We start from the raw sequence: 22,234 nt of genomic DNA, 5'->3' as shown, positions 1-22,234 counted from the left end.
CTTCTTATATATCAAAATGTTATGAATCAGTTTTCACCGACCTGTGAATAGTCATGTTCGCCAAAAATAGCCGAATGATGTATGTAATATTTAAATTCGAGTAAATTATTGCTGGGATCTTTAAGAAAAAAACTTTGATGTTCGATTTTTGTACCAGAAAAGCGAGTTTTCAAGGGAATTTCAAAAATTACATCACGCGATTTTAATTGCTTGAAAAAAGCTTCAAATTCATCTTTTCTCAAAAAAATTAAACCGAAATGCCGGGGATAGATGCTTTGTTGAGGCGGTATGGGTGACTCTGTTTTATGAGCCACGATCTGATGAGTAGCAAATTGAAAAATCAGCGCATTAGCTGATTCGCGGCCTATGTTAAACCCCAACTGATCACGATAAAACTTTTTAGCCAAATCAAAATCATGCACCGGAAATGCCAGATGAAATAATGTATCCATATCGTTAAAATCCATTTTAAATGAACTAATTTTAATTTAGCGCATTTACTTTCAGATACCAATGAACGTTCGTTGAACGACTAATGTATGTTAATTTTCATTAGAAAAATTACATCCCGGAGCATATTTGCCAAGTGCTTTCAAGGATTCACCTGTTTTCCCCAGGCTCTGAATGACCTGAAACCACTGCTCCTTGCTGAATTGATCAGAGGTAATTTGCTGCGAATCATTGATAATGTGCCTGCATAATTGATTCAAAGCTTCCACACCTTCAGGCGTAGGGCAATTTTCCGTACAGACTTGCGCAGAAAATCCAGAAAACGAAACAATTAAAAACATCAAAATTGCACTTATTTTTTTCATAAAGATCTCAAAAAATATTATTGTTTAATTCTTGTTATAATTAATGATTAAATCATGCCTGTCAATTATTCGAAGTGAATTTTCCGATTTATCGCTGAATATAAAATTGATTATTGTTGATTAAGTGTGTCATCAAGATTTACAAGTGTTTTTGGGAATAAAAAAAGTCATTGCAAATGACAAGGCAAGAAAAATCATAAACACCGTAAATGCTTCCCGATAATTACTGACATCATAATAAGGAGTTCCCATAGTTGTTAACCGGCCGTCCCATGTTTGCTCCAGAAAATAACCAATCAAGGGCTGAAAAATCGCTGCCCCTATAGTCACAATAAAATTGGTAGCAGCAGTTGCCAGACCTGTTGAGCCCAGTGGACTGATTTCCTTGGCAATCGCAAAAGTTAATATCTGTGGCCCTACGGAAAAACCAATCAAAAACAACAATGGACATACCCAAATAAAAGGAATGTTTTCTTTATAAATCAGCAATGCTGAAAACAGTAATACAAAAAAACTGCCGGCAAATAACAATACCCTTCGATTTTGAATCTTATCTGATAACCAACCCATTAGTGGGCCAGACACGGCCATGCCCAAAAATATTAATGAGGTCATGCTGGCAGCATTGGCTGTGCTGATATCAAAACGCTCAGCGATAAATGCCACGCCCCATAAAGAAGCAAACACTGAAATCGGTAAAAATAAACAAGCCCCTACTAAACCGGTAAAGCAAAATCGCCAGTTCATAAATAAACAAAAGAGACGATAAGTGAGACTTGACCAATGATAATAACCCTCGTCTGTGATTATTTTTTCACTTTGAGGCTTATCTCTGACAAGGAGAAACAACAACAATGTCAGTAGAAGACCAGCAAATGCTGAGTAATACACTGCATTACGCCAGCCTGCATGGGCTACCATATAAGAAAGAATAGTGTCCGTTGCCATAGCACCTAGCGTGCCTAAAGCCGTGGTGATTCCGCTGAACAAGGCAAACTGCTCAGGCAACCAAAGAGCAGCCAGTTTTAAAGCGCCTACAAAAGCAAAGGCTGAGCCTATTCCCATCATTGCTCTGGCCACATAAGCCACCACCAGATAATCCGTTAAAGCAAATAAAAAAGTTCCCAAGGTACAACAAAGAGCAGAAACACTTAGTACCCATCTTGGATTATATTTATCAACGATCAAACCAGATGGAAGCTGTAGCGGTGTATAAGCATAATAATAGAAAGCGGAAAGCAAGCCAATTTGTGTTGTATTTACATTGTATTCAGCCATTAAAGGATGAATCATGACACTGGGTGTGACAGTCATAACTTTAAAATAAGGCGGCTAACAGACAAATAACCCAGGGCAGCAAATAGCTTCTGTCAGTCGCTGATTGCTTTCTTACGGTTTTGCGCAAAAACGTCCCCTTTGGTTTCTAAATATGGATATAAATGAGAAAATGCCCCTAAGCTTCCGTGTTCACATCTGGTTTTTTGACATGCCCTGAAATTTCACCATCTTTATGGACAAGATAAATCAAAACAGCCAGAATCATTATAAAAATGCGAAAAGCGGTATTAACAGCTTCATTAAGTTGCGGAGACATCCACATACCAAACCACTCACTGCCAATGCTCATGAAAGTCACTTGCCAGGTAAGAAAACCTATGGTTAATCCAGCAATAGCCACCTCTTTCGCTTCATTAAAGATGAACGCCGGTTGTTTCACGGCACGGCTTAATTTCCACACGCCTATCCAGCATAAAATGGCTGTCAGAGATTCCATAAATATAATGAAGATATAACCCAGGTGGTGAATGACTGGGGCATTAATTGCTCGATAAGTGATGGTTGTGCCTGGCAAGACCTCTTTCATCATAAAGACTTTCTGCACAGCAGAAAAATTAGTTGCATAGTCTGTAATATTTGAGAAGGCAGTTAACGAAGCATAAAAAGCTATGGCGGCAACCAGAAGAATCTTTGAAGTCCTTATTAGCATGATAAATATCCTTATACCTTTAACAGCATTTCCGTAAGTCATTTAAGCTTTTTAACGGCAATATATTTGAAAACCAATTCAGCACCAAATACCATAGTGCGGGAGGACAGTGGCGAAAATAAAGAATTTATTTTTATCATATCCAGGGTATGTTTTTAAAGTTATTTTCGGGCTACAAAGCAAAAAAACTTTAAAAACACATCCTTAATGTTCCAAAGCCCTTAAATGTCTTAGCTAAGCGGTTTTTAAGAAGGAGCATTTTCACGCCAGTAATTGGCAATATCAATGCGACGGGCAATCCAAATGTCCTGAAACTGAGCAATATAATCAATAAATTGTTTTATCGCCATACAACGACCCGGTCTACCACTGATTCTTGGGTGAAGCGCGATGGTCATCATGGATAAATGATTATCCTGATACAGGTAATCAAAAGTCCATTTTAAATGCTGAAAGAAATCAGTTGGAGAAGTAAAACCCGGGCTTGTCGTATAACGAAAATCATTACAGTCCAAGGTATAGGGAATAATAAGATGTTTACCGATAAAATATGGCAAATCGTCGGCATAGCTGTCTGAATCATAAACCACACCGCCAATATCCAATAAAAGCTTGCGGGTAACTTCACTCGTTCGTCCGGTGTACCAGCCCAAAGGACGTTGCCCTGTAAGATGCTCGATGGTTCCCAGGCAAAGGCACATATGTTCTTTTTCCTCTTTTTGTGAAAGGTTTGAATAATCAACCCATCGCCAGCCATGTCCTGCGATTTCATGTGGCGAATGGCGTAAATAATCACAAAACGGTTGATTTAAAGTCAGAGCAAAACCGGTGACAAAAAAGGTTAGCGGAATATGATATTGATCAAAAAGGCGCAGTAAACGCCATAGCCCTGAACGACTGCCATACTCAAACAACGATTCCATGCTCAGATGTCGTTGTCCAACAGGTTTGGCAATCAAAGGGAACTCACCTCCATAGGTTTCAGCTGTTTTGTCATTATGAAGAGGTGAGCGCTCAGCCCCTTCTTCATAATTTATTACAAAATTAAGAGCCAGCTTCGCCTGGTTTGGCCATTCTATCCGAGGAGGCTTATCCCCATATCCGACCATATCGCGTTTCATGATTAACCCAGTTCAAAAGAGGTAATACCATAGATATGCTCAATGGGAAGTTTCGGCTCCCCCTTTAGATACATTCTTGCGGTTTCAAAAACTTTCTCCATTTTATAATGTTTAACCAAAATTTTGGCATTTGAATTATTTTCAGGAATATCAAGATAAATGATTTCACCTTGAGCAAAATTGGCCAAATGACGGAAAAAAAGATCGGCGATTTCTGCTGAGTCGGCAAACAAAGGTCCGATTTTAAACCCTTGCTGACAAGGTCTTATCACCCCATAACCCTTAAGTTCGTTATTATTTATATAACCGATGCTCAGGCTGTTCGGTTGATGTATCCAGCAACGTAAAAAAGTATCACGGCGAGCAGGAAAATGCTGCGCATCATATTCGACCAATCGACTGAAATCGATTTCCGTTAACAAAACAATGCCTGTTTGATCTACATTTTGAAAAAAGGCCGCAGGAGAAGTATAACGTGCGTTATTATGTGCGATCTGATAACCGAGACGCTCATACTTTTTCAGCATGGAGGCGACTGCATCTATTCCTGCATTTCGCTCCCCAATATAATTCAGGCGCGCCTCTGTCAGCGCCATTCCATAGCCTTGATGACGAAATCCTGGCGCCACAATATAAAAGCCACAAAAAGCAAACTCAGCGTCATAAACCACAGCCGATCCTACGGCAATAATTTCACCATCCAGTTTTCCGGCAAAAAAACCACTCGGATCAGTTTGATAAAAACAGTCAGCATCATGTAATCCGGGATTCCATCCTTCACTAGCCGCCCAATGAACGACCATCTCAACTTCTTCTTTGCTCATCCGTTCTATCTTATAGTTCTTTTCCATACTTATCCCTTCTATTCATCATTTTATACATTAGTTTAGTTGATAAACCCGATGGCATCCCTTTTCCATAATCGTTCATTTTGAGCTAAACTATAAAACACTATGACCTTGAAATGGATGATTTAAAGGTGGAATCATGAAAGAACATCATTATGCCTATAAAATTATCGGCGGCAGTTCAGATCTCGTATGCACCAAGTCGGAGTTTGAAGAAGACAAGATGCTGGACTTGCTAAAAGAAATCAGAGACGCTCACCCTGACGGATTATTCTGGATCTTTAAACAACTAGATAATCAGAAGCGCGAACCATTATGCATTATCGACTGTGCTCAGCAAAGAATTTATTATCATTATTCAGGCGACGTTGAAGATTTAAACGAAACCATACGAAAATTATCAAAATAGCCATTGCCTCAGGGAGAAAAGGCAGTGGCTAAAAATATTTAAACAGCATACTCATCCTTTTTTATTTTCGAGATCTTTTTTAATCCAGTTAATAAGGCCTCCCAGAGCCAGGACTTCTCTCTGCCGCTCAGATAGCGATTGGGTAACACGTATCTCGCTATCGGCGATGATTATCGTAAATTCATCTTCATGCAGCTTTTCCTCTAAATCATCCAGCTTGATAAGATCATTCAACTGTATTTCATCATAATCTTTTGGGTTTTTAAAAACCAAAGGAATAATCCCGAAATTAATCAAATTCTGCCAGTGAATACGGGCAAAACTTTTGGCCAATACGGCCCGTAAGCCAAGTTCTCTTGGCGCCAGTGCAGCATGCTCACGACTGGAGCCTTGCCCATAGTTCTCTCCGCCTACAATCGCATGACCATTTTTTGCTTTTTTAGTCCGCGACACATAATCCTTATCCACTGGACGATAAGTAAATTCACTGATTTTCGGTATATTGCTTCGATAAGGTAAAACCTTAGCACCCGCAGGAGAGATTTCATCCGTACTGATATTATCACCCACTTTTAATAATACCGGTAAATGCAAATGATCTGGCATGGCTTCATATTCCGGTAGTGAAACAATATTGGGTCCTTTAATCAATTGTACATTTTGGGCTTCGACAAAAGGTAAAGGCTTATCAATACAATCAGGATTAATGACACGTTTATCGGGTATTTTTACTTTGGGATATTTCATATCAAGTGTACGTGGATCAGTAATTACACCTTTTAAGGCAGAAGCCGCCGCTGTTTCCGGACTGCATAAATACACTTTATCTTCTGAGGTTCCTGAGCGCCCTGGAAAATTACGTGGTACTGTTCGCAGGCTGATTTTATCGGTAGCCGGCGCCTGCCCCATACCAATACAGCCATTGCAACCTGCCTGATGAATACGAGCCCCGGCATGAATCAAACTACCTAAGTGGCTGTCTCGAACCAGCTCTTCCAGTATGGTTCTCGAACTTGGGTTAATATCAAAAGACACATGAGATTGGACCGTGCGTCCTTTAACCATTTCAGCAGCTATGGCATAATCTCGATATCCCGGATTGGCAGAAGAGCCAATATATGTTTGATAGATCTCCTCTCCTGCTATCTCTGCAACTCTGACCACGTTACCCGGGCTGGATGGCTTGGCTATCAGAGGCTCCAGTTTCGATAAATCAATTTCTTCATATTTATCATAAGTCGCATCTTTATCGGCTTTAAGTTCAACCCAGTCTCTTTCACGCCCCTGGCTTTTCAGATATTCATAGACTTTATCATCCGAAGGAAAAACGGTAGTGGTTGCACCGACTTCTGTTCCCATGTTTGCAATCACATGTCTGTCCATAGCCGATAAATACTGCAAACCTTCTCCATAATATTCAATGATGTAACCGGAACAGCCCTTCACATCATAACGTCTTAACATCTCCAATATCACATCCTTTGCGCAAACCCAATCAGGCAATTGACCGATCAGATTTACACCGAGAATTTTAGGCATTTTTATGTAAAGCGGATAACCAGCAATAGCCGTGGCCACTTCCAGTCCTCCAGAGCCAAGGGCCAGCATTCCGAGAGAGCCGGCCGCCGGTGTATGGCTGTCTGAACCCGTCAAGGTTTTTCCTGGCTTGCCAAAATTTTGCATATGCACAACATGGCTTATTCCATTGCCTGGGCGACTGTAGTATAAACCAAAACGGCGGGCGGAGCTTTCAAGAAACAAATGATCATCCGGGTTTTTATTATCTTCCTGAATCAAATTGTGATCGACATACTGGACAGATAACTCTGCCTTTGTCCGGTCCAATTCCATGGCTTCCAATTCCAGCATGACCAAAGTGCCCGTAGCATCCTGGCATAAAGTTTGATCTATCTTCAGTCCAATTTCTTTGCCGGGAACCATCTCTCCTTCCATTAGATGGGCTTTAATGATTTTCTCACTGACGTTCATTTTGACTCCATTCAATTTGCTTTCCAGTGGCTTAATTATAGCAGAAAGGAGATGCGGAACCGCACAGGTATATTTTTTACTGCAACCTTGCGGTAAAATTGATACTTTGACTCTTTATTTTGGAGATTAAGATGAAAAAATATCTCATCATTCCTTTTATTGCCTTTTTATTCAGTTTGCTTTCAGCTTGCAATACAGGCACACAAATGGATGATTTCCTCGGTGTAAGTCCCTCAGATGCTATTCTCACCAGCAATGTACAAAAAGCTTTATATCTCAATGATGACCCCGTTATCGCAAATCTTCATGCTGAGAGCATCGACGGAACAGTAGTGCTTACAGGCTATGTCAAGAAAATTCATCAAAGTGATGAGGCAGAAGCCATCGCCCGCGGCACAAGAGGTGTTAAAAGCGTAAAAAACAACATTATTGTCCGTCAATAGCCTGATTCAATCCTGGGCCTTGGTGAATGGAGTTTCAAGGCCGTTTTCTTCAATGTAAAAACAACCCAAAAGCTTCTACAAAGCGAATATCGATATTTCTACTTCTTAATATTTTCTTAATCAATAAGAACTAAAATAAAACAAATTTTTAGTGACCAATAATTGATTGAGGAAAGATATGATTGTAGTAATAGGCGCAGGTCCTGCCGGTTTATATACCGCAATTAAATTAAGAAAAGAAGGCATCCGTGTAAAAGATATTATTGTTATTGATCCTCGTGCGGGCATATATACTCGCCCTGGCCATTTAAATGAAAATGCTTTCAGGAAAGCAGAAACAGGCATTGGTGTATCGTTTTGGTCAGGAAATAAAGGGCATATTAAAGATTTTGAGAGGCAGTTATATCAGCAAGCAGAAAAATTAGGAATAAACATTGAACAAAAACAGTTTATTGCCTTAAAAACTGACCCAAAACAACCGGCGGTCATTGTAGCTAATAAAGATGAGGAAAGAGAAGAAATACCTGCTGAATATGTTTTTGACTGTACCGGCTCTAGACGTGAAGTGATTAAAGCAGTCAATGCTCTATATCAAACCCCTCCTTTTCAGTTGAACACCATTGTTGATCTCCCTCTTCACAATCATTTTCTGGCTTACGTTCGTATGAGTGAAAAAGATTTGGAAGATATTAATGATAACTCTCAAATTTTACGAGGAATGGGCGAAACATATATGAAACTTTTTCCGGGTAACTTTGCCGATTCAATTCTAAAATTAAGAGAACTTGGCTGGAATGAATTTAGCTTACCCAGATGTTATGGGGTTTCATTTGGCAAAAATAAAGTTTGTTTGTATTTACAGGCACCGGATAATCTGGCACCTGAGCACTACGATGCTTGGGTTACAGCGACCATACAAAGCTATGCTCCCTCAGCAAGCTATGAGCATTTACCCCCTTCTAAAAAATACAAATCAAAACCAAGATTTGTCCCTTTCATGGTCAATGCGCACTATTTGGAACAAGTCTCTTATCAAGGAAAAAACCTACCCACTGTCATTGCTCTTGGCGATACACAGATTGACCCGGATTACTATCTGGCTCATGGCATATACAATGGAATGGAACGAATTGATGCTTTATTCAGCGAAACCATGGAAATCGTCGATGGGAAAATCCTGTATTTTGATTCTGAAGAATATCTTGCAGCCATCAATAAAATGTTAAAAAAACATAAAGAGGATATTATTGACCAGGCAAAACAACAAAAACAAACTTTTAGCGATATCTTAGAGAACATCAAAGAAGATCTTCTATGGGCTTCACGATTTAATCCAGAGGACAGTAAAAGAGAAGCCTTTTCAAAACTCTTAATTGAGGTTGAAGCAAGAATAGCCTATGAAAAAGCTCGGAAGGATTTTTCCAGCATTCATGACAGTAAAGATCAATTTAGAGAGGGGATTAGCGATACTGTCCTTTTCAAAAAATTAACGGACATTCAAAAGAATTTAATCAAAGCACATGATGAGCTACCAAAAAATCGTGAAGCTGAGAAAAAAGATACAGAGCTCTTACTGCTCAAACTGGGAGCAAGCTGGAAAGTATTGGGAAGCAAATTTTTTAAAAACAATAACCTGGAAAAAGCAGAAAAAGCGTTTCAAAAAGCCTTATTCACTTATCATTTACCTTCCTTCTCTGTTAGAGAACATATGGATCAAATAATGATTTTGTATTCCAATTTAACCATTGTTTATCTTAAAAATAATGATTATTTATCCGCAATTAAAACGGCTAAAACCGCTTTACGCTATATTCCTTCTGATAGTCAAACATCCAATCTGGTAGAAGAAAAACTGGTATTTAATCTTAATAAGGCCTTATGTTCCTATGCATCAGAATTACTTGAAAAAGGCGAGCATGAATTGGCTCTTTCCATGTTTCAGGAAACAAAGCCACTGATTGAGCAGCATCAACAGCAACTTAGTAAAGCCAATTATATACTGGCTCATAAAATCATTGGTGAATTGGAGTTGAAATTTAATTCAGCAGAAAAAAATATTTCCTATTTGTGAGGCTTTCTTCATTGAAAAACCTTTCTAAAAATTCCATGTCTTTTTATCATTGTTTTCTTTTTCAATAATATGATAATATTGGCAAAAATTTGCTCATCTTTTGTCAAGCTGCCTGAACAACAAGCTTTTTTATTATCTTGAACGGAGAAAACATGAAGGAACTACCTGATACTGTTGTTATTGTAGGTGCCGGCCCAAGTGGATTATTTGCCGCTCGTCAATTGAAAATGCTGGCAACTGAACAAAAAAAAGAGATTAGTATCATTGTACTGGAACGTGAGGACGTGGTAGGTGGAAAATGCCGTACTTACTCAGATCCCGAAAATCACGAGCTCAAAACCGAATGGGGGGCAGCCTTACTCGCACCCAATTATGGTGTGGTCCTGGATCAACTATGTCTTAACCGTTTTTTTAAATTTAATTACTCATGTTACGCACAATTGACTTTAACGAGCCATATTTTTTAACTCCTGCATGGCAATTTGGTTAGCCCTGAGTATTAATTTGTACTTGATGGCAAAGTGATTCAATTTTGTCTTTATTTTCATCATTTCCAGTTTGCAGTATGCAATGATTGCGGCAAAGATATGATTGGATTGTGTTTTAACCGTGCGGGTTGGAGATTTGTTCAGGCTTGCATTTTGTTTAATTGACTTGTGATACTCTTCAATCCGCCACCGTTTCTGGTACACTTCATAAAGACGTTCGGCACTACTGGTCATGTCATTAGAAACGAGATAGAGAACACCTGTAGAACCATTTTCGTTTTTGAAAATTTTCTTCAAAAGCCTCACTGGGAAGTCTAATCCCTTGAGATAGACTGTGTGGGCTATGTCCTCTTCAAGCTCTAATTCTCTGACTTTTGTGTACCGTCCGTTGTTGGCGTCGTTTTTGGATAAAGCTAAGGTTCGATTAGATTTAATCCCAATAATAAACGATTTTTGAAGGTCATTATGGATGTAAGCCATATTGGCCTTCGAGCCAAACCAATTGTCCGCAAGTACAAAGTCAAACAACACATGATTACTAACCGCTTGTGCGATAAGCTTGCGAAAAAGTTCATTTTTAGTCGTGGATGACTTTCTGCGAGCTTGCCTTGTTTCAATGTCACAAAAAGCAACGTCTTTTTTGATAACTTCATAACCAACAGGAACACTGAAGTCACCATACCGAACCATGCAGGTCAGGATATTAATCCCTTTGACCACATCACCTTTAGCATGGGAATAATGCCAACAATTAATTTCATTCTCATCGGTATAAGACTTCTCCTCAATCGAGTCATCCAATAAAAGAACACCGTCTGATGCTTCACTCTCCCTGACTGACTTCTTGACATAATTCCAGAGCGCTTTGGAACCAAAATCTTGTAGTCGTAAAAATCGTGTCACCTTGTCGTGCGCAAATTCACCATCCAACATCTCCGATAAACCTGTAGCTGTGGCATATTTATTCTGGCAAATTAAATAGTCAGTATAAATATCAAGCATATCCATTAAATCTTCCTCCCTAAAAATCAGGGATGAAATTTTAATTAAATTTCAGGGAGCAGCAAGGTTTAGTGCGTAACATGAGTTAATTAATCTATCATCATGCACAAAATAATCCCGAATTAAAATCTCTTATTCTGGCATTTGCAATAACAATGATTTTTCGCATTAAAGCAGTTAAAGCTACCATCTTTTTCTTTCCGGAAGAAATTAACTGATTGTAGAAAGATTTTAAGCTAGAATTTGAATTTCTTGCAGCCATGGCAGCTAAGAATAATATGGGCTTAATTCCACATCTGCCATAACCAATACACCGATAACCGCTAAACTGCCCGCTATCATTTGCCTTTGGTGCAAGGCCAGCAAGCGAAGCAATTTTACGTCGCGTTAAGGAACCTAATTCTGGTAATAAGACAAGAAGCTCATTAGCAATGATATCCCCTATGCCGGGAATAGTTTTTAGAATAGCTTTTTTTTCTCTTAACACAGAGTCAGCCTCTATCAAGGTATTTATTTCATCTGTAATGGTCTTGATTTGATTATTAAGCACCTCGAGCATTGCATTACAGCTCGCTTTGATGATGTCCGCGCGAGGAGCTTTTAATCTATTCTTTTCTGCAACAAGCATTTGTTTTAAATCATTACGACGCTGCACCAACTCAAATAAGGCAAGGGCTTTTGTTGATTGAGGAGTAAATAGTTCTAGTCGTTGTGCTCGCTCATACCCATATAAAGCCAATGAGAGGGCATCCAGTTTATCCGTCTTTGCCTCATTGCCATAAGATTGAATAAATCGTTTGACCTTACGTGTATTAGCTCGATGTACTGCAAACCCTGACTCACACAAAGTGAGCAATAATTGCATCTCATAACCACCTGTCGTTTCTAATACAGTTAAAGCATATTTTAATTTACTCTTGAAATCGTTTATAAACGCTTTAATACCTGTCGGATTATTTTCATATTCGTATATCTTTTTTGAGCCATACATCGCTACAACAAAAGAAATTTTTCCAATATCGATACCAATATAATTACTGTATAATGACATGCGCGCCTCGAAATTTTATTGTTTAGGATTGTAAGCGGACGTTCTTTAATCAGAGTCCTTTCAACTATTCAAACGTTTCGAGAGCAGGGCTAGAGTACCTTGATCCAGACGGTTGTTAAAACCTATTCCGCGACGGTCGCTCACGCCCGTGCCCTTTATTTTTACAATAAGGGGCTACTCTCTTAATGGCCATTATATAATTTTTTGTAACTTACAATGCCGTCAAAGAACACCATCTCGAGTTTGAAATGGTCTTGCCTGCTCAGACAGAAGATACTGAATTTACTCAGTACCATCAGCAGCAATCATTCTTGCAAAAATTTTCTTTAGCTAGAGCAGTAGCTCAGGAACTTTATACCTTTAATCAAGATTATGCTGTCTATAAACAGGCAAAGCAGCAAAAAACACCACTTCCCGAGTACCTGCAACAACCTTTTTCTGAATATGCGGAAGCAAAAGGAATGAAAGTTCTGCCTCTTTTTGCCAAATTGTTTGTACCTGGCTTTGGTTACGGCGCCATCACTCATTGTCCGACTTACTCAATTCTTGAATACTTTGGTAAAATGACCGTTCCGGATATTATGCTTTCTGAGACATTGCTGAGACAACCGCCCTTACTATCCATTAAAGGTGGTTTTCAGTTGTTAATGGAAAAAATCGCTGCCGGGTTTGAAGTACGTACTAAGGTGGACATCACGAAAATTGAACGTAATTGCAACAATAATGATGGCATCAGAATTCACTATCAACAAAATGGCATGGAACACGTTCTTTCTGCCGATGCATTGATTCTGGCCACTTCTCCACTAAACTGGCCGAAGATGGGACTGGATTTAACGGAGGTCGAAAAAAATTGTGTTGAGCAGCTGGAATATTACCGTTATCCTGTGGCGGTATGCAAGATCAAAGGACTTCCTCCCAAACAGCAATATTTTTCAGAAGCCTTGAATGAGGACGGTTTTGGTCATCTGGCTTTAATTACAACGAGAGACAATCGCACTAATCCTGAAGATGGTCGCTTGTGCACCATTTATGTCAATTTACCTCCAGGCAAGAACGATTATCAAATAGATCAAGACACCCTATGTGAGGAAATAAAAAAAATCGAGGGCGTCACCAAAGTCGAATTTATTGAAGAAAAAACATGGGAAGACTACATGTCTACCCTGCCCTGGGACTTGCGTCTTAAACTTGATAAAGAAAAACACCATACTAAAACGCATTATCTCGGTTCTTTTGCGCTCGGCAGCTTTGAAGATGTGGTTTGTGTAGGCAATCTAGCCACAGATGAGATGAGGCAAAGCTACAGCCCGAGTCCAAGTTTTGTAGAAGACGATACCGTGAAAAATATGTCCAGAGCCTGGCAGTTTTTTTCGGCCGATGTATATCCTCCTGTGGACTCAACAGGTTCTGAAAAAAATAAAATGAGTCGCTGTATTATTCAATAAAATACCTGTTTCAGGCCAGGTTAAGCATTTGGATTTGCTCTGACAACTGATTATACCCGGCCTCAACATTAATATAGGATTTATGGCGAAACAAAACGGATAGTGAACCATCATCGCTTGCATTTTCAGCCTGTAAAACGCCATTTAATCCTAATGTTTTGAAGTGAAGATAATCCTTTTTTTGGGTAACCAGATAAAAATTGCGGAAATAATGTCCGGGTGATAAATAAACGGCTTTTGCATCAGAAGCCAATGAATGCCCTGGCAAATAATCACGAATGGAGTAACCCTGATTATTATGAACGGCGATGATTCGCCCTTCAGGTAAATGCTTTAATATGGCCTCTGCTAATTTTTTTACTTCCTGATAGGCTTCAGGTGTATAATGGCTGTATTTTTTTAAACTCGCTTTTATGCCCTTATCGGTAAAAATACGGTTAGGGTCAAATTCAAAACGTTGATGATTTAATCGAAAATGAATATTTCTGCCGCCAGAATGTTGCAGCGTCAGTAAGCCGGCTTTCTGCTGTCTGAAAACGGTCTTAGCAGCTTTTAAGGCTGTGGTTTCATTCTGATGCAGATGAACAAAAGTTTTTTTCCCCTCTCCTTGCCAGACTTTAATGAGAACTTTTTCATTACCAACCATAACTGGATACACACTGGCAGAAACCATATGGCTGATAAGCGTTAAAAGAAAAAAAGAATACCTGAACATAAGTTTAAACATTTTTTAATTTGGCACAGGATACTGAATGCCACAAAAAAGATCAACCCTTGTTCATTTTGTTTGAAATATATCTAACCTCAACTTGACGAGCATCAAGCTGAGGTTAGATATATTTCAAAAAGAATTGCTTTAAAGCGTTCAAATAAGCCAGTATATTCCTAAGCTCATCATCACTGCCATTTTCTTTTAAAGGCATATGCTGAATAACAGCAAAACTCTGTTGCAGTTGTTTTTCAAGCGCCGGTACTGTTTTTTTCTTTTTATATCGATATAAGTCAATAATACCGGTTTCAATGACAGTCAAAGGCAAATCGTAATTTTTCGCTGTTGTTCTTGCTTTTTCAATGTTTACACTGGAATAGACATAACTAATAGTAGCCTGGATAATGACATAATGTTCAAACCTGTTTCTCAAACCAACCAATTGCTTCTCTTTTCCTGCACTTAGTTTTTGAGCACTCAAAGTTTCAATCAAACCGCGACTAAGCCAGAATAAATTGGTCAGATCATGCAGACGAACATCCTCTTTTTTACTACAGAGCACTGTGTTTAAGTTTTCTGTCATGTAATAGAACAATTTATTTAAATAACGCCGCAAGATGATCCAGGCATCCGTACGCCATAAAAGATTGCCGACAGCAAAGCTGGCAATAATCCCCATGATAATACCGGCCAGGCGTTCCAGAGGCGGTGCAAGAGTATGGGGTGGCCCACCTCCCTGAGCCAGAGTAATGATAAGAGCGATATTCGCCTGCAGACCTATATAGGCATATTGAGGATATTTAAAAGAAAAATAGGAAAATAACCAAACTGAAAACAATAAAATAACAATAAAATCATAAAGATTCATTCGAACCAGAGCAAGCGAAGTCAAGGCAATCCCACCACCTATAAAACATCCTATAAAACGATGGCTGCTGATGTTTTTCATCTCATAAAGATGTTTACGGACCGAAATAACAATGCTGCTTATAATACCGTTGATTCCTCCTGGCCAGCTACTGGCAAGCCAAATGAGCAAGGCCAGCACAATCGTGATGCCTGCTCTAACGCTATGTTTAATAATATCGGGATCGTTTCGCAGCCTTTTTTGCGCATTGATGTAAATCGAGGGCTGTTCCTTAATCTCCTTTCTTTCTAAAAGTAATTTCATGGCCATCAGATGCTGCTCTACCCCTTTCATAAAATGACTTAATGAGTAAATTGACGGTAAAAAGGCGGTCAAAAGCGAACGATTTTTCTTAAATTGCAGTTCAAATTGCTGTAAAGAAGCCTGTAATTGAAGTGGCTGTTGCCTAGATTGAGGTTTTTTTAGTGCGAATCGTAAAGAAGAAATATCGTTCTCTAAAGCATGAAAAACCTCTTTTAAAGGTAAGAATACTGGCAAATGATATGGCTTTATTGGCTGACTGATTTGATACTGAAATAAGCGTGCTAACTGATAAATGGACTCCAGCAAAGCTCGATATCGGTCAATATTTTCCTTTTTTATACTGGGGTCTTTAGGCATAGCTCCGATAAGCTCAACAGCTTTTCGGCAATGTATTTTTAGTTGCACATTCGATTCTGCCAGTGTCTGAAAATCCTTGGAAGAATCCGTAAGACAAGCATATAATTGCTTTAAACATTTGTCTAAATCCGCTAACAATATATCAAATTGCTTAATTAGAATCTTTTTTATGGGATTAGGGAACACGGATAAGGCGAACAGAGAGGACACAAAAACGCCCAAAGCAATTTCGACCGAACGCCAGATCGCCACATAAAGAACATTTTGCGGATTGACAGCCAACTGAGAAATGATGATAAGAGCAGTCAGTGAGCCAAGTAGCCAGGCATAGGCATAACGGCTGAAGTTATAATAATAAACAGCAACAGCCACTAATAAAAAACTGGTTAGTAAATACAGCAAAAAACTGTTAACCACAAGGCCGGCTGCAATAAAGCCGAGAAATGCGCCGGCAATGGTTCCGATAATCCGCATTAAAGCCTTGTCAATGATATTTCCGGTATACAGATTAGAAGTAATAACCACAGTCATTCCAGACCAATAGGGTGTTTCAAAATGAAACTTAAATGCTAAGAGTACGGCTGTTAACGTTGCGATGGCCGTTCGTATTGCTGCACGGTTTTCAGCGGTTTGCGGTATGAAAGGCAGGAAAGCAGACACGGGATCACCGATAAGTTACAGTGGTTGCGCTGGCACCTATACGCAGAGGATATTTTTCCGTCAAATCATCAATAAGAATTCTCACGGGGAAACGCTGAGCAATTCTTATCCAATCTTCCGTAGGCTCCAGGTAACTTAATGTAGATTTAGCCACATTTCCAGATTGCACACGATTTATACCCCAGCCAATACTTTCAACATGCCCATGGAAAACTTTCCCTGGATACATATCGATCATAATTCTGGCCTTATCGCCCGGTTTAATTAAACGCAGAGCTGTTTCCCGATAACGAGTGACTATCCACCAAATATTGGTATCTATCAAGGCGAATAAACCTTCCCCTGTTTTGACATATTGACCAATACGTAAATTAAAATTTGTCACATACCCTGTTGCCGGTGCTTTTATCGTAGTGTGTTCATAGAGATATCTGGCTTCATCGAGCTCGGCCTGGGCTTTTAATATGGGATTGTCATCCACATTGATCTCAGCTATTTTTAATTCCTGAACCGCCTCCTCTACTGCAGCTTCTTGTTGTTTTATTTTTTCAGTCAAATCAATTAATGTTATTTTGGCCATATCCCCTTTTATTTCCAACTTGGAATAGCGCGCAAAATGATCCTGACTTAAAGCCAGTATAAGTTTGGCCTGCTTTAATTTTTGTTGAGCCATGATGAGAGCCATTTTGTCATTCTCATAATTTAAACGAGCTATATTAAGCGCTGATTCAGCTTTCCTGACTGCATACAGATAAGGAAGAGGATCAATTTCAATGAGCTTTTCTCCTTTTCTAACAGCCTGATTCTCGCGAATAAAAATTCCAGTGACAGGACCTGAAACAAGCGGCGCCATGTTAATGACATGCGCTGAAACATAAGCATCACTGGAGCGGGTGTCATAAAAAGCAAAATATCGGTAGAGGGAATATCCAATAAGCAATAAAGCCAACACTGAGACTTGCGGCCAATATTTGAACCTGGTAAAAACAGACAGATTCATTGTTTTAATATCCCTCTTTTGTTGTTTAATTTCTACAATACATCCTTACCAAACAAGGCTCAAGATAGAGATAAAAGATTCTTGCCCAGATTATATTTTTGCAATGACTCTAAGAAGACTTGCGTCAAATACCGCCAGCTGCTGATACCTTCCTTAACGGTCTTTTCTTTTCCCTGGCAAGACGCAAACTGGCCAGGTTTAATGAATCGTAATTGTAATGCTGAGTAAAATTGATGTTCTTTTAAATAAACTACCGTATATCGAAAATGGTGTGTACTTCTTTTTTGCCCTTGATATCTTATCATTAAGCAGTTTTTTTCACCCAGGTCTTCAATAAAATAATAATATTGTCGGGTATCTTCAAAGAGGCTGCAGCCCTTTCCCTTTTTTTTCAGCAATGCAAAAACGTTATTCATCTTATCCATTTCACATCGACAAGGCTTTGGGATTTGGGTGAAATCCATCTTTACAAGTTTTCTCGCCACATATTCAAGCTGATAAAAATCCTGATGCTGCAATTTTTGTCTTGCGCTCATCTTGCTGAACAACAGCAATTCATGCATGCGGGTCAGTAGCAATAAAGCCATGATGGTAATGACCGTCAGAGTAGTAAAAAGCACAAACCCTTTATCCTGATTTTTCATAGATTGCGCATCATTGTAACCAAATGATAGGAAAAATTTTTCTTTGCTTTCAACAGAACATCAATCCAGTTTTTATTTTCATTGGTATGAGCAAAAACTTTCACATCACTCACCTTTGCAGTCAATTCTTCCAAATGATGGCTTTGTAAATAAAAACGCTTTTTGCCTTTAGAGTCGGCGCGAACTAACCATTTTTCTTCTATCCATTCTCCAATATAAATTTTATCAGAATATTGAAAAGTCAAAGGTTTTTTCAGTTGAATCAATACTCCCTGCTCATTTGCTTTAATATCTGTTATATCCTGTACTTCAGCATAATGACAGTCAGTAATGATGATAGAATGCCTGGGATTCAATAAAAAAGGCCTGTCAGCCAATACGTGTCTCGCTCCTTTAATCTGAATCACTTCGGAAATTGCTTCTCCCATATAAGATATGGCAATGAGTGGCTCAGGCACAGGTTGAATGCTCAGATATTCCAGTGGTTTATCAGCATATCGTCTATCTTGCGTTGTTAATTGAGCCAAACTCACACAAGGGGTAAATCCGACTCTCATGAACGATTGCCGCATCAAATCGGCAAGCCAGTTTATATCAAATTGTATTTCCATATTGGACAATGTGCTTAAGTATTGACGTTTATGGCTTAAATAACCCTGAACCAGAGAAGTCATAATCAATGTTGATATAAAAAGACTAATAAGCACTTCCGGCAACCCCACTCCCTTCAAGCTTTTCATGATATGACGACCCGCTTTAAGTGTCTCACTAGGGAAGATGGGGAATTACCATCACCTGGCCACTGAACATCCAGCTGTACTGCGTCATTCAGGCGTGTTGACTTTAAAATAAAGGACTGTTCTTTAGAGGGAAGACGGTTAAAACCACTTAAACAATATTCAGATGCATTGTCCAGCATTTGCAGTGCACCGGATTGTAGAGAGAGTTGATTCAATAAGCGATGACTATGCCACTGTTGTTGCAACAGGGCCAAAACTGTCGTTGTTAGTAGTATAAGTGACACAAGCACTTCAATCAGCGAGAATCCCTTCTGCCTTTCCATAACTTTTCCTGAGGTTGTTTGCTGCATGAAGCTTAACTTAATTAGCTGACAAATTGCAAGCCTGGATTTTTGGATGGTCGGGGCAAAATCATACCACTTAAAGCATAAACAATAGGACATCATTGTGAGCAATTTGGTTTTATTTGGGTAAAGTATGATTTTGTCCTGTCTTAGAATCAATAGAAGATGACATCATATGAGGGCTTCTGTAATATAAAAACAGATTTTAGAATAAGGATTCGTCATATGTCTGTAGATTTTCAACTACTTCCACACCAAGGTATTCGTACCTTATCGCCTTATAAACCTGGCAAATCTGTTAGAGAGCTTGAGCAAGAACAGGGAATAAGTAACATCATCAAACTGGCAAGCAATGAAAATCCCTTAGGTTGTAGCCCTTCCATTCTTCAGGCGCTGGCAGACATGTCAGATACTCTCATAGCGTCCTACCCGGCGCCACTGATTCATCCCTTAATGCACAAACTGGCAAAACACCTAAACATCGAACCTCAGCAATTGATTATTTCCAATGGTTCCGATCAGATTTTCAATTTCCTGTTGTCAGGCTTTGCTCTTCATACCAACAAACATTTATTAACTCATCAGTTCGCTTTCAGCACCTACCAGATTCAAGCCCAGACTTTAGGAATACCAGTAAAAACGGTAGCTATAGAAAATAATTGGCAAGTAGATGTAAATGCCTTAATTGAAGCCTGTGATGAAAAAACCGGTTTGATTTGTCTGGCCAACCCAAATAACCCTACCGGCACTTTAATTTCAAAAGAAGATATACTCCATTTGCTTGATGAGATTAATCCTCGCACCTTGGTTGTTCTTGATGAAGCCTATTTCGAGTATGCTCGTAACCAGCAGCAATATAATGCCATTAACTGGCTTGAGAAATATTCAAATCTGGTACTGACACGTACATTTTCTAAAGCTTACGGTATTGCAGGCCTCAGATTAGGTTATGCAATCGCTCATCCCTCAATAATAGATATCCTCAGGCGTCTACAGCTCCCCTTTGCCGTCAATCAGGCCGCACTTATAGCCGGTTATGTGGGACTTGACGATCAGGGCTTCATAGAAAAAACTCTGGAAATCAATCAATTGGGTATGAAACAAATTACTGAAGGATTAGCAGACTTAGGATTGAATTTTATTCCCTCTGTCTGTAATTTTATTACCTTTGACTGTAAACAAGATGGCCTGCCCGTCTACCAGCACTTATTAAATCAAGGTATTATTGTTCGACCATTACATCCATACAACATGGATAATTATTTAAGAGTGAGTATCGGCACCCCCGAACAAAATTCACGTTTTCTGGAAGCACTAAGAGGAGTTTATTCATGAGCAGCGATTTGAGCAGCAAGCATTGCGAATCTTGCGAAGGGATTGGTTCAGCTCTTAACAAGGAGCAAATTGAAAATTTATTACCACAACTGGATAAAAAATGGGGAGTAACGGCGGATCAAAAAAAGCTAAAGCGCTCTTTCTCTTTCAAAAATTTTTATGAAACCATGGCTTTTGTGAACGCCTTAGCGTGGATAGCTAACGTTGAGAATCACCATCCCGACCTGGAAGTCGGCTATAATTATTGCCATGTCAGTTTTATGACGCATGCCTTAAATGGTCTAACCCAAAATGATTTTATCTGCGCTGCCAAGACAGATAAGTTATTAGCTGATTAGTCATAAATCATGATGCAAGTGCCCAGCCTTGGTCTTCCAGGGCACTAAATGATTTAAAATTATACATCCAATATTTGACTATAAAGAAAGGTATTGATTCATATACAATTTCTACGTCCCGCCGCCTGTCCGCGAGGCCAGAAATTTCACAGCATCACTGGATGCTGAGGTCAAGCCGAGACAGAGTAAATATTTTTGAGCCATCAATAATCATTCGGCGCTCTAGGGCCTGTCATCAATGATCTTATTGGACGTTGGCAGAAAATCTCTGCGGTTTAATCCCATGGAAACGGCCAATGCACCTGCTACATAAATGGAAGAGTATGTGCCAATAACGATACCAATGATCAATGCAAGAGAAAATCCCCGGATCGTTTCTCCTCCATAGACAAATAAGGCCACAACGACAAATAAAGTCAGTACTGAGGTCATGATCGTTCGTGACAAGGTCTGGTTAATGGAGATATTCATGATCTCGATAGTATCCGAGCGGCGCAGCTTAATAAAATTCTCCCGTACACGATCAAACACCACAATGGTATCGTTAAGGGAGTAACCAATCACCGCCAATAATCCTGCCAGCGCTTTTAAATCAAACTCAAAGCCAAACAAAGCAAATACTCCAAGAATCAGTACGGGATCATGAATCAAGGCCACAGCAGAGCTTACAGCAAGACGATATTCAAATCGCATGGCAATGTAGATCATTGTAGCCAGCAAAGAAACAATGATAGCGAGAATTCCTTTTGTCGCCAGCTCCTGTCCTACCTGAGGTCCAACATAATCCACGCGCTTGCTAACAGCTCCCGGAAGTTGTTTCAATACGCGATTCACCAATTCAGTTTGATCGATGTCAACACGAGGACCTATGCTGATAAGGACATCTCTTGAAGTGCCATAACTGACCACTTGCGCTTCCTTAAAATCAGCTTTATATAAATCCTCCCGAATCTTTGCTAAATCAGCCGACTCTGGAAAAGAGACCTCAATTTGCGTACCGCCGGTAAAATCCAATCCCCACTTAAGACCATAAATGTATAAAGCGCTGAGCGAAACCACAAAGACTAAAATGGAAAACGCTGCTGTCCAGTAACGCGCACCCATAAAATCAATTTTTGAATTTGGATTAAAAAATTCCATCTCAACCTCTCAAGTAATGAGTTCGACATCAAAAGCATTAGCTTGGATGTCGCTAAACAAGTATTAGCTTATAAAAAGCACAGTTTTTTATACAGAAATCAACCAAAGTAGCCAATCAATATAA

23 protein-coding genes are annotated in these 22,234 nt (G+C 39.3%); 7 read left to right on the top strand and 16 right to left on the bottom strand.

Features of this window, described 5'->3' with window-relative positions; all coding sequences use genetic code 11:
• Positions 1-26: 26 nt before the first annotated feature.
• The 6 genes from E4T55_RS12765 to E4T55_RS12740 all read right to left on the bottom strand — a co-directional run bounded on the left by E4T55_RS12765 (position 27) and on the right by E4T55_RS12740 (position 4,774).
• The gene (locus E4T55_RS12765) at positions 27-452 is read right to left on the bottom strand and encodes a VOC family protein (RefSeq protein WP_058500601.1); all 426 of its coding nucleotides are present in this window, start codon (positions 450-452) and stop codon (positions 27-29) included.
• A gap of 90 nt (positions 453-542) precedes the next feature.
• Positions 543-815, bottom strand: a complete 273-nt coding sequence (locus E4T55_RS12760; RefSeq protein ID WP_058500602.1) for a hypothetical protein — start codon at positions 813-815, stop codon at positions 543-545.
• 132 nt (positions 816-947) lie between these two features.
• Positions 948-2,093, bottom strand: coding sequence for an MFS transporter (locus tag E4T55_RS12755; protein ID WP_245183890.1), 1,146 nt, complete (start codon positions 2,091-2,093; stop codon positions 948-950).
• 175 nt (positions 2,094-2,268) lie between these two features.
• Positions 2,269-2,802 (bottom strand): DUF2165 family protein, encoded by a 534-nt coding sequence (locus E4T55_RS12750; RefSeq protein WP_058500603.1) that lies wholly within the window; start codon positions 2,800-2,802, stop codon positions 2,269-2,271.
• 245 nt (positions 2,803-3,047) lie between these two features.
• Complete coding sequence (locus E4T55_RS12745; RefSeq protein ID WP_058500604.1) at positions 3,048-3,923, bottom strand: polysaccharide deacetylase family protein; 876 nt, start codon at positions 3,921-3,923, stop codon at positions 3,048-3,050.
• Between the two features lie 2 nt (positions 3,924-3,925).
• On the bottom strand, positions 3,926-4,774 hold the full coding sequence (locus E4T55_RS12740) for a GNAT family N-acetyltransferase (RefSeq protein WP_058500605.1): 849 nt from the start codon (positions 4,772-4,774) through the stop codon (positions 3,926-3,928).
• 136 nt (positions 4,775-4,910) lie between these two features.
• Between E4T55_RS12740 and E4T55_RS12735 the strand changes: the two genes are divergently transcribed.
• Positions 4,911-5,180 carry a hypothetical protein gene (locus tag E4T55_RS12735; RefSeq protein ID WP_058500606.1) on the top strand — a complete coding sequence of 90 codons (270 nt, stop codon included), beginning with the start codon at positions 4,911-4,913 and terminating at the stop codon, positions 5,178-5,180.
• A gap of 51 nt (positions 5,181-5,231) precedes the next feature.
• Here E4T55_RS12735 and E4T55_RS12730 read toward each other — a convergent pair whose 3' ends face one another.
• Positions 5,232-7,169, bottom strand: a complete 1,938-nt coding sequence (locus E4T55_RS12730) for an aconitate hydratase (RefSeq protein WP_058500607.1) — start codon at positions 7,167-7,169, stop codon at positions 5,232-5,234.
• 131 nt (positions 7,170-7,300) lie between these two features.
• Here E4T55_RS12730 and E4T55_RS12725 point away from each other — a divergent pair, with 131 nt between their 5' ends.
• The 3 genes from E4T55_RS12725 (at position 7,301) to E4T55_RS12715 (ending at position 10,150) form a co-directional block, all read left to right on the top strand.
• Entirely contained in the window at positions 7,301-7,612 is a 312-nt protein-coding gene (locus tag E4T55_RS12725; protein WP_058500608.1) for a BON domain-containing protein, read from the top strand.
• Between the two features lie 178 nt (positions 7,613-7,790).
• Positions 7,791-9,683, top strand: a complete 1,893-nt coding sequence (locus E4T55_RS12720; RefSeq protein WP_058500609.1) for an NAD(P)/FAD-dependent oxidoreductase — start codon at positions 7,791-7,793, stop codon at positions 9,681-9,683.
• Positions 9,684-9,835: 152 nt separating this feature from the next.
• Positions 9,836-10,150: an NAD(P)-binding protein gene (locus E4T55_RS12715; RefSeq protein ID WP_058500610.1), complete on the top strand. Its 315-nt coding sequence runs from the start codon at positions 9,836-9,838 to the stop codon at positions 10,148-10,150.
• Here the strand turns inward: E4T55_RS12715 and E4T55_RS12710 are convergent.
• Positions 10,130-11,179, bottom strand: a complete 1,050-nt coding sequence (locus E4T55_RS12710) for an IS701 family transposase (RefSeq protein WP_115325221.1) — start codon at positions 11,177-11,179, stop codon at positions 10,130-10,132. The genes E4T55_RS12715 and E4T55_RS12710 overlap by 21 nt on opposite strands.
• Before the next feature lie 94 nt (positions 11,180-11,273).
• Positions 11,274-12,224 (bottom strand): IS110 family RNA-guided transposase, encoded by a 951-nt coding sequence (locus tag E4T55_RS12705; RefSeq protein ID WP_115325220.1) that lies wholly within the window; start codon positions 12,222-12,224, stop codon positions 11,274-11,276.
• 248 nt (positions 12,225-12,472) lie between these two features.
• Between E4T55_RS12705 and E4T55_RS12700 the strand changes: the two genes are divergently transcribed.
• Positions 12,473-13,672 (top strand): hypothetical protein, encoded by a 1,200-nt coding sequence (locus E4T55_RS12700; RefSeq protein ID WP_058501634.1) that lies wholly within the window; start codon positions 12,473-12,475, stop codon positions 13,670-13,672.
• A gap of 10 nt (positions 13,673-13,682) precedes the next feature.
• Here the strand turns inward: E4T55_RS12700 and E4T55_RS12695 are convergent, their stop codons facing one another.
• The 6 genes from E4T55_RS12695 to E4T55_RS12670 all read right to left on the bottom strand — a co-directional run bounded on the left by E4T55_RS12695 (position 13,683) and on the right by E4T55_RS12670 (position 19,276).
• The gene (locus tag E4T55_RS12695; protein ID WP_223168294.1) at positions 13,683-14,387 is read right to left on the bottom strand and encodes a capsule assembly Wzi family protein; all 705 of its coding nucleotides are present in this window, start codon (positions 14,385-14,387) and stop codon (positions 13,683-13,685) included.
• A 115-nt stretch (positions 14,388-14,502) separates the two neighbouring features.
• Complete coding sequence (locus tag E4T55_RS12690; protein ID WP_058501633.1) at positions 14,503-16,569, bottom strand: FUSC family protein; 2,067 nt, start codon at positions 16,567-16,569, stop codon at positions 14,503-14,505.
• A 4-nt stretch (positions 16,570-16,573) separates the two neighbouring features.
• On the bottom strand, positions 16,574-17,569 hold the full coding sequence (locus tag E4T55_RS12685; protein WP_058501632.1) for an HlyD family secretion protein: 996 nt from the start codon (positions 17,567-17,569) through the stop codon (positions 16,574-16,576).
• Between the two features lie 59 nt (positions 17,570-17,628).
• A complete protein-coding gene (locus E4T55_RS12680; RefSeq protein WP_058501631.1) occupies positions 17,629-18,213 on the bottom strand; it encodes a hypothetical protein in 585 nt (194 codons plus the stop codon).
• Complete coding sequence (locus tag E4T55_RS12675) at positions 18,210-18,953, bottom strand: PulJ/GspJ family protein (RefSeq protein WP_058501630.1); 744 nt, start codon at positions 18,951-18,953, stop codon at positions 18,210-18,212. The genes E4T55_RS12680 and E4T55_RS12675 overlap by 4 nt, the downstream gene beginning before the upstream one ends.
• Entirely contained in the window at positions 18,950-19,276 is a 327-nt protein-coding gene (locus E4T55_RS12670) for a prepilin-type N-terminal cleavage/methylation domain-containing protein (RefSeq protein ID WP_058501629.1), read from the bottom strand. The genes E4T55_RS12675 and E4T55_RS12670 overlap by 4 nt, the downstream gene beginning before the upstream one ends.
• Before the next feature lie 246 nt (positions 19,277-19,522).
• Here E4T55_RS12670 and hisC point away from each other — a divergent pair, with 246 nt between their 5' ends.
• Together hisC and E4T55_RS12660 are read left to right on the top strand one after the other, a co-directional pair.
• The gene (hisC, locus tag E4T55_RS12665) at positions 19,523-20,632 is read left to right on the top strand and encodes a histidinol-phosphate transaminase (RefSeq protein ID WP_058501628.1); all 1,110 of its coding nucleotides are present in this window, start codon (positions 19,523-19,525) and stop codon (positions 20,630-20,632) included.
• Positions 20,629-20,970 carry a 4a-hydroxytetrahydrobiopterin dehydratase gene (locus tag E4T55_RS12660; RefSeq protein ID WP_058501627.1) on the top strand — a complete coding sequence of 114 codons (342 nt, stop codon included), beginning with the start codon at positions 20,629-20,631 and terminating at the stop codon, positions 20,968-20,970. The genes hisC and E4T55_RS12660 overlap by 4 nt, the downstream gene beginning before the upstream one ends.
• A 222-nt stretch (positions 20,971-21,192) precedes the next feature.
• On the opposite strand, the gene secF is transcribed toward E4T55_RS12660, so the two are convergent.
• Complete coding sequence (gene secF, locus E4T55_RS12655; protein ID WP_058501626.1) at positions 21,193-22,110, bottom strand: protein translocase subunit SecF; 918 nt, start codon at positions 22,108-22,110, stop codon at positions 21,193-21,195.
• Between the last annotated feature and the right edge of the window lie 124 nt (positions 22,111-22,234).

Source organism: Legionella israelensis, from assembly GCF_004571175.1.
In the GTDB taxonomy this organism is placed as follows: Bacteria; Pseudomonadota; Gammaproteobacteria; order Legionellales; family Legionellaceae; genus Legionella_D; species Legionella_D israelensis.
Note: the sequence above shows the minus strand (reverse complement) of the source record. Positions and strands in the feature narration are given on the sequence as shown.

Bases quoted from the DNA above. Each gene is read 5' to 3' on its own strand.
- E4T55_RS12735 (WP_058500606.1), top strand. From the start codon at position 4,911: ATGAAAGAACATCATTATGCCTATAAAATTATCGGCGGCAGTTCAGAT.
- E4T55_RS12670 (WP_058501629.1), bottom strand. From the start codon at position 19,276: ATGGAAAGGCAGAAGGGATTCTCGCTGATTGAAGTGCTTGTGTCACTT.
- hisC (WP_058501628.1), top strand. From the start codon at position 19,523: ATGTCTGTAGATTTTCAACTACTTCCACACCAAGGTATTCGTACCTTA.
- E4T55_RS12720 (WP_058500609.1), top strand. From the start codon at position 7,791: ATGATTGTAGTAATAGGCGCAGGTCCTGCCGGTTTATATACCGCAATT.
- E4T55_RS12695 (WP_223168294.1), bottom strand. From the start codon at position 14,387: ATGTTCAGGTATTCTTTTTTTCTTTTAACGCTTATCAGCCATATGGTT.
- E4T55_RS12700 (WP_058501634.1), top strand. From the start codon at position 12,473: ATGGTCTTGCCTGCTCAGACAGAAGATACTGAATTTACTCAGTACCAT.
- E4T55_RS12685 (WP_058501632.1), bottom strand. From the start codon at position 17,569: ATGAATCTGTCTGTTTTTACCAGGTTCAAATATTGGCCGCAAGTCTCA.
- E4T55_RS12765 (WP_058500601.1), bottom strand. From the start codon at position 452: ATGGATACATTATTTCATCTGGCATTTCCGGTGCATGATTTTGATTTG.
- E4T55_RS12730 (WP_058500607.1), bottom strand. From the start codon at position 7,169: ATGAACGTCAGTGAGAAAATCATTAAAGCCCATCTAATGGAAGGAGAG.
- E4T55_RS12710 (WP_115325221.1), bottom strand. From the start codon at position 11,179: ATGGATATGCTTGATATTTATACTGACTATTTAATTTGCCAGAATAAA.
- E4T55_RS12715 (WP_058500610.1), top strand. From the start codon at position 9,836: ATGAAGGAACTACCTGATACTGTTGTTATTGTAGGTGCCGGCCCAAGT.
- E4T55_RS12680 (WP_058501631.1), bottom strand. From the start codon at position 18,213: ATGAAAAATCAGGATAAAGGGTTTGTGCTTTTTACTACTCTGACGGTC.
- E4T55_RS12725 (WP_058500608.1), top strand. From the start codon at position 7,301: ATGAAAAAATATCTCATCATTCCTTTTATTGCCTTTTTATTCAGTTTG.
- E4T55_RS12740 (WP_058500605.1), bottom strand. From the start codon at position 4,774: ATGGAAAAGAACTATAAGATAGAACGGATGAGCAAAGAAGAAGTTGAG.
- E4T55_RS12755 (WP_245183890.1), bottom strand. From the start codon at position 2,093: ATGGCTGAATACAATGTAAATACAACACAAATTGGCTTGCTTTCCGCT.
- E4T55_RS12675 (WP_058501630.1), bottom strand. From the start codon at position 18,953: ATGAAAAGCTTGAAGGGAGTGGGGTTGCCGGAAGTGCTTATTAGTCTT.
- secF (WP_058501626.1), bottom strand. From the start codon at position 22,110: ATGGAATTTTTTAATCCAAATTCAAAAATTGATTTTATGGGTGCGCGT.
- E4T55_RS12660 (WP_058501627.1), top strand. From the start codon at position 20,629: ATGAGCAGCGATTTGAGCAGCAAGCATTGCGAATCTTGCGAAGGGATT.
- E4T55_RS12745 (WP_058500604.1), bottom strand. From the start codon at position 3,923: ATGAAACGCGATATGGTCGGATATGGGGATAAGCCTCCTCGGATAGAA.
- E4T55_RS12760 (WP_058500602.1), bottom strand. From the start codon at position 815: ATGAAAAAAATAAGTGCAATTTTGATGTTTTTAATTGTTTCGTTTTCT.
- E4T55_RS12705 (WP_115325220.1), bottom strand. From the start codon at position 12,224: ATGTCATTATACAGTAATTATATTGGTATCGATATTGGAAAAATTTCT.
- E4T55_RS12750 (WP_058500603.1), bottom strand. From the start codon at position 2,802: ATGCTAATAAGGACTTCAAAGATTCTTCTGGTTGCCGCCATAGCTTTT.